This window comes from Novosphingobium aquae, from assembly GCF_037572715.1.
In the GTDB taxonomy this organism is placed as follows: domain Bacteria; phylum Pseudomonadota; class Alphaproteobacteria; order Sphingomonadales; family Sphingomonadaceae; genus Novosphingobium; species Novosphingobium aquae.
Genome location: NZ_JBBHJY010000017.1, coordinates 1 through 4756, shown reverse-complemented (window position 1 = coordinate 4756; position 4756 = coordinate 1). Strand labels below are relative to the sequence as shown.

4 protein-coding genes are annotated in these 4756 nt (G+C 62.1%); all 4 read left to right on the top strand.

The genetic code is table 11. The annotated features are described in order from the left end of the window. Window positions 1-220 precede the first annotated feature (220 nt). The 4 genes from WG900_RS19990 to WG900_RS19975 all read left to right on the top strand — a co-directional run bounded on the left by WG900_RS19990 (window position 221) and on the right by WG900_RS19975 (window position 4754). Complete coding sequence (locus WG900_RS19990) at window positions 221-484, top strand: hypothetical protein (protein WP_339970118.1); 264 nt, start codon at window positions 221-223, stop codon at window positions 482-484. Continuing rightward, on the top strand, window positions 481-2220 hold the full coding sequence (locus WG900_RS19985; protein ID WP_339970116.1) for a relaxase/mobilization nuclease domain-containing protein: 1740 nt from the start codon (window positions 481-483) through the stop codon (window positions 2218-2220). Before WG900_RS19990 ends, WG900_RS19985 begins: the two co-directional genes overlap by 4 nt. A gap of 135 nt (window positions 2221-2355) precedes the next feature. Continuing rightward, a complete protein-coding gene (locus tag WG900_RS19980) occupies window positions 2356-4350 on the top strand; it encodes a conjugal transfer protein TraG (RefSeq protein WP_339970115.1) in 1995 nt (664 codons plus the stop codon). Next, the gene (locus WG900_RS19975) at window positions 4347-4754 is read left to right on the top strand and encodes a CopG family transcriptional regulator (protein ID WP_339970113.1); all 408 of its coding nucleotides are present in this window, start codon (window positions 4347-4349) and stop codon (window positions 4752-4754) included. Before WG900_RS19980 ends, WG900_RS19975 begins: the two co-directional genes overlap by 4 nt. The last annotated feature ends 2 nt before the right edge of the window (window positions 4755-4756 follow it).

Genomic DNA, 4756 nt, shown 5'->3' with positions numbered 1-4756 from the left:
TGTTGCAGGCAGGCAGCGCGGCAACTGTCGTTGCCAGCGCATCGCCGTTGCAGCCAGTTCGCACGTCCTGGACACAAAGCCAGCTCTTTACCGTGCGCCAAGATGCAGCGGCGGACGCATCCGGCAGCTTCGCCGCCGCCGCGCCGCCAACCTCCATTCCTGCTTCGCCTGTTCCCCTGAACGGTCTCTTCGCGCCTGTCTCGGGGAGCCGTCCGCAGTGATGGCCCGTTTGACCTTCTGGCGCGTCATGGCGTGGATTGGCGTGAGGAAGTGCGAATGGGCAGCTGTGGGAGGAGCAGGTTCAGGAGGATGGCCAGATAAAAGCGCCGCCGTCGGTGTGGGCGTAGGTGATTGGAACAAAGCGATAATTTTAGCCGTCGCTCCAACAGCCCTGCTGGCGCTCTCCAGATATTCTGCAATGCTTTCAACGCAAAATGCGCCGTCGGCCTTCAAGCAGCGTCAATTTGTGATCTTGCAGAAATGAGTGACGACGATTTTCGCATTCGACCCGGCAAGGGGCGCAGCCGGGGTAGCGGCAGCGGTAAACGGGCACAGTCCTTTATCGGCCAGATTGTCAGCTACTCGATGAAAGGCGGGCACCGGCTCGCAAGATCACGCTATTCCGGAACAGGGCGATCAGCACGAGGTCGACGTGCCGGACTAGCCGCCAGATCACGGTCAACCAATCGCCGCGTGGTCGTCAAAGCGCGCGTGGTCCGACACAAAGGAGCGCGGTTTCGAGCGGCACCACTCGCTCACCACGTGGCCTATCTCAAGCGCGATGGTGTCACCCGTGACGGCAAAGAGGCGGGTCTCTTCGATGCGGGTTCCGATGCCGCCAACGGTGATGCCTTTGCCGGACGATGCGAAGATGATCGTCACCACTTCCGCTTTATCGTTTCGCCTGAAAATGCGGCCGAGCTGGAGGACATCCGTGCGTTCACCCGTGAGCTGATGGACGACATGGCCCGTGATCTGGATACCCGGCTCGACTGGGTGGCGGTCGATCACTGGAACACTGAAAACCCACACGTCCATATTCTCGTCCGGGGCCGCACCGAGGATGGCAAAGACATCGTCATCGACCGCGACTATATCCGGGCCGGGCTTCGTGCCCGCGCCGAGGAGCGGGTCACGGTCGAGCTAGGACCACGCAGCGAACGCGAGATCGCGCGGGGCATTGCCCGCGAGGTCGATGCAGAACGCTGGACCAGCCTCGACCGGTCCTTGCAACGATTGGCGGATGACAATGCCGGCCTGGTCGATCTTCGCCCGAATCCCTCGGGCTATGACCGCTCCGACCATGCTCATCTGCTTGGCCGTGCCGCAAAGCTGGAACGCCTCGGCCTCGCGGACCGTGTCGCCCCTGCTTGCTGGACGTTGAAGCCGGGTGCCGAGCAAACACTGCGAGACCTTTCCATCCGGGGCGACATCATCAAAACCATGCACCGGGCAATGGGCGCAAGCGGACTTCGCCCTGACACGGGTCGCTTTGCGCTGCATGACGATTTGGCCGCCGACCCGGTAATCGGACGATTGGTCGAGCGCGGCCTGCATGATGAATTGACCGGCAATGCCTATGCGGTGGTCGATGCGACCGATGGGCGAACCCACTACCTCCGGTTCGACGACATCGACCAGACAAGCGACGCCAAATCAGGCGCGATCGTCGAGCTTGGCCAGTGGCGAGATACGCGGGGCAACGATCACCAATCCTTGTCGGTCCGTTCGGATCTCTCGCTTGCCGACCAGATCAAGGCACCCGGCGCGACATGGCTGGATCGCCAGCTGGTATCCCGCGAGCCAGTGGAGACTGCCGGTGGTTTCGGCACGGAAGTGCGTGATGCCCTTGCCGCGCGCTCGGAGCATCTGGCGGCTGAGGGTCTGGCGCGCCGACAAGGGCAGCGATTCATCTTCGCAAAAGACCTACTCGAAGAGTTGCGCACCCGCGAGCTGGTCCATGCAACCAAACTCATCGCAGCCCGGTCCGGACTCGAACATTCTCCAGCGCAGTCCGGCGAACATCTCGCAGGGATTTACCGCGAGCGCGTCACACTCTCTTCGGGCCGCTTTGCCATGATCGACGACGGGATGGGGTTCCAGCTCGTACCCTGGCGACCGAGCCTTGAACGCCATTTGGGTCAAGCTGTCAGCGGCACCCTCAACGCGCGCGGCGGAGTCGACTGGAGCTTCACCCGCAGCCGGACGCTGGGCCTGTAGGCTGTGTGCTTTCGCCACACTGCATCTCGGCCTTTTCGCCAAACCTAGTCGTTTTTCGCCAGGTTACGCTGTCGGGTCTGCCAGTCTTGCACCGCCCGCAAACCAATGATTGGCCTTGCGGGCAAGGAGAAAGTGATGGCTGCAACCAAGATCCTCTGGGGACAGATCCTCGCCGTGTTCCTGCTCGTACTGACCGGTATCTGGTCCGCAACGCAGTGGACTGCGTCGGCACTCGGCTATCAACCTGAGCTGGGCCGACCATGGTTCGCGCTGCTGGGCTGGCCGGTCTATCACCCCTATGACTTTTTCTGGTGGTGGTTCAGCTACGATGCCTATGCACCGCACGTTTTCAATACCGGCGGGATGATCGCGGTCACCGGCGGCTTTGCCTCGATCATCGTCGCGATCGGCATGTCGGTCTGGCGCGCCCGCGAAATGAAGATGGCCGCCACCTATGGCACCGCGCGCTGGGCCGACCGCCAGGAGATCAAGGCGGCAGGTTTGCTCGACGACAAGGGCGTCGTGCTCGGCCAGTTCAATAACCAGTATCTGCGCCATGACGGACCCGAGCATGTCCTCTGCTTTGCGCCGACCCGCAGCGGCAAGGGTGTCGGGCTGGTCATCCCGACGCTGCTGACCTGGCCGGGCTCTGCCATCGTCCACGACATCAAGGGTGAAAACTGGACGCTGACTGCGGGCTACCGCTCGAGTTTCAGCCGCGTGCTGCTGTTCGATCCGACCAACGCCGAGTCCGCCGCCTACAACCCGCTGCTCGAAGTGCGGCGGGGAACTTGCGAGGTGCGCGATGTTCAGAATGTCGCTGACGTTCTGGTTGATCCCGAGGGCAGCCTCGAAAAGCGCAACCACTGGGAGAAGACCAGCCATTCGCTGCTGGTCGGCGCGATCCTGCATGTCCTCTACGCCGAACCGGACAAGACGCTTGCTGGCGTCGCTGCCTTCCTGTCCGATCCCAAGCGCTCGTTCGAATCCACGCTCGCCGCGATGATGATGGCTCCGCATCTGGGTGATGACGGCGTCCACCCCGTCGTCGCCAGTGCCGCACGCGAGCTGCTCAACAAATCCGAGAACGAGCGATCCGGCGTGCTCTCGACCGCGATGTCGTTCCTTGGACTCTACCGCGATCCCGTCGTCGCTCGGGTGACGCGGCAATGCGATTGGCGGATTGCCGACCTGGTCGATGCCAAGCGGCCTGCGACGCTTTACCTTGTCATCCCGCCATCAGACATCAGCCGCACCAAGCCGCTCACACGGCTGTTGCTCAACCAGATTGGTCGCCGGCTGACTGAGGAGCTGGCGCCCGACGCCAAGCGCCAGCGGGTGCTCGTCATGCTCGATGAGTTCCCGGCGCTCGGACGGCTCGACTTCTTCGAAAGCGCGCTGGCGTTCATGGCCGGATACGGGATGAAGGCGTTCCTGATCGCGCAGTCATTGAACCAGATCGAGCACGCCTACGGCCAGAACAATGCTATCCTTGACAATTGCCATGTCCGGGTCTGCTTCGCGACCAATGACGAACGCACCGCCAAGCGCGTCTCGGAATCGCTGGGCACGGCAACCGAGCTGCGCGCCATGAAGAACTATGCCGGGCACCGGCTGTCGCCCTGGCTTGGCCATCTGATGATCTCCAAGTCCGAGACCGCGCGATCGCTGCTCACCCCCGGCGAGATCCAGGAACTCCCCAAGACCGACGAGATCGTAATGATGGCAGGAGCCCATCCAATTCGAGCGAAGAAGGCTCAGTATTTCCGGGATAAGCGGCTGTCGGCGCGTGTGCTGACACCACCAAAGGTTCGCGCTGCCACCAAGGAAGCGAACGCGCCGCACGATTGGCAGGGCATGATCGCCAAGGTGCCGGCAGAAGCGAAGCGCCGGAGAACGGTCAAGGACCAGTCCGATAATGACCCGGTTAATGCTGGGATTCGCACCGAACCGGAATTGCCGATTCACGAGGACATCGCGCCGCCGCTCAAGCAGATGGTCAAGGAGTTCGACTTCGATCGCGACGAGCAAAATGACGATGATGCTGCGCAAAGCCGCAGCCTGCAGGAGCGGATGCGCGGTAATGCCCGGCGCGCCTCTCTCGACCCCGGTGATGGGATCGAGTTATGAAATCCGGCAATCGCATCAAGCACACATTCCGCTTGCCGCCGGACATCTCCCGGCAACTGGCCGAGTTTGCCATCCGAAAGCGCGCGACGCAGGCGTCGATTGTCGAGGCCGCCATTGCGTCATTCCTGTCACCCGATGGTTCCGAACGGATGGAGGCCGCAGTCACCAGGCGCCTTGATCGGCTGACCAAGCAGAATGAGCGGCTAGAGTTTCAGATCGAGGTCACGAACGAGGCATTGGCCCTTTTTGTGCGTTTCTGGCTGACTGCAAATCCGCCGATGCCGGACTTGGCGATGGCGGCCGCCCAAGCTCAGGGCAAGGAACGCTACGAAGGGTTTGTCCAAGCGCTGGCGCGCAAGTTAGAAACTGGAGCTCGATTTTCAGAAGGGATACGCAAAGCCTAGGC

Coding starts and splice junctions, on each gene's coding strand:
- WG900_RS19990 (WP_339970118.1), top strand. CDS start 221: ATGGCCCGTTTGACCTTCTGGCGCGTCATGGCGTGGATTGGCGTGAGG.
- WG900_RS19985 (WP_339970116.1), top strand. CDS start 481: ATGAGTGACGACGATTTTCGCATTCGACCCGGCAAGGGGCGCAGCCGG.
- WG900_RS19980 (WP_339970115.1), top strand. CDS start 2,356: ATGGCTGCAACCAAGATCCTCTGGGGACAGATCCTCGCCGTGTTCCTG.
- WG900_RS19975 (WP_339970113.1), top strand. CDS start 4,347: ATGAAATCCGGCAATCGCATCAAGCACACATTCCGCTTGCCGCCGGAC.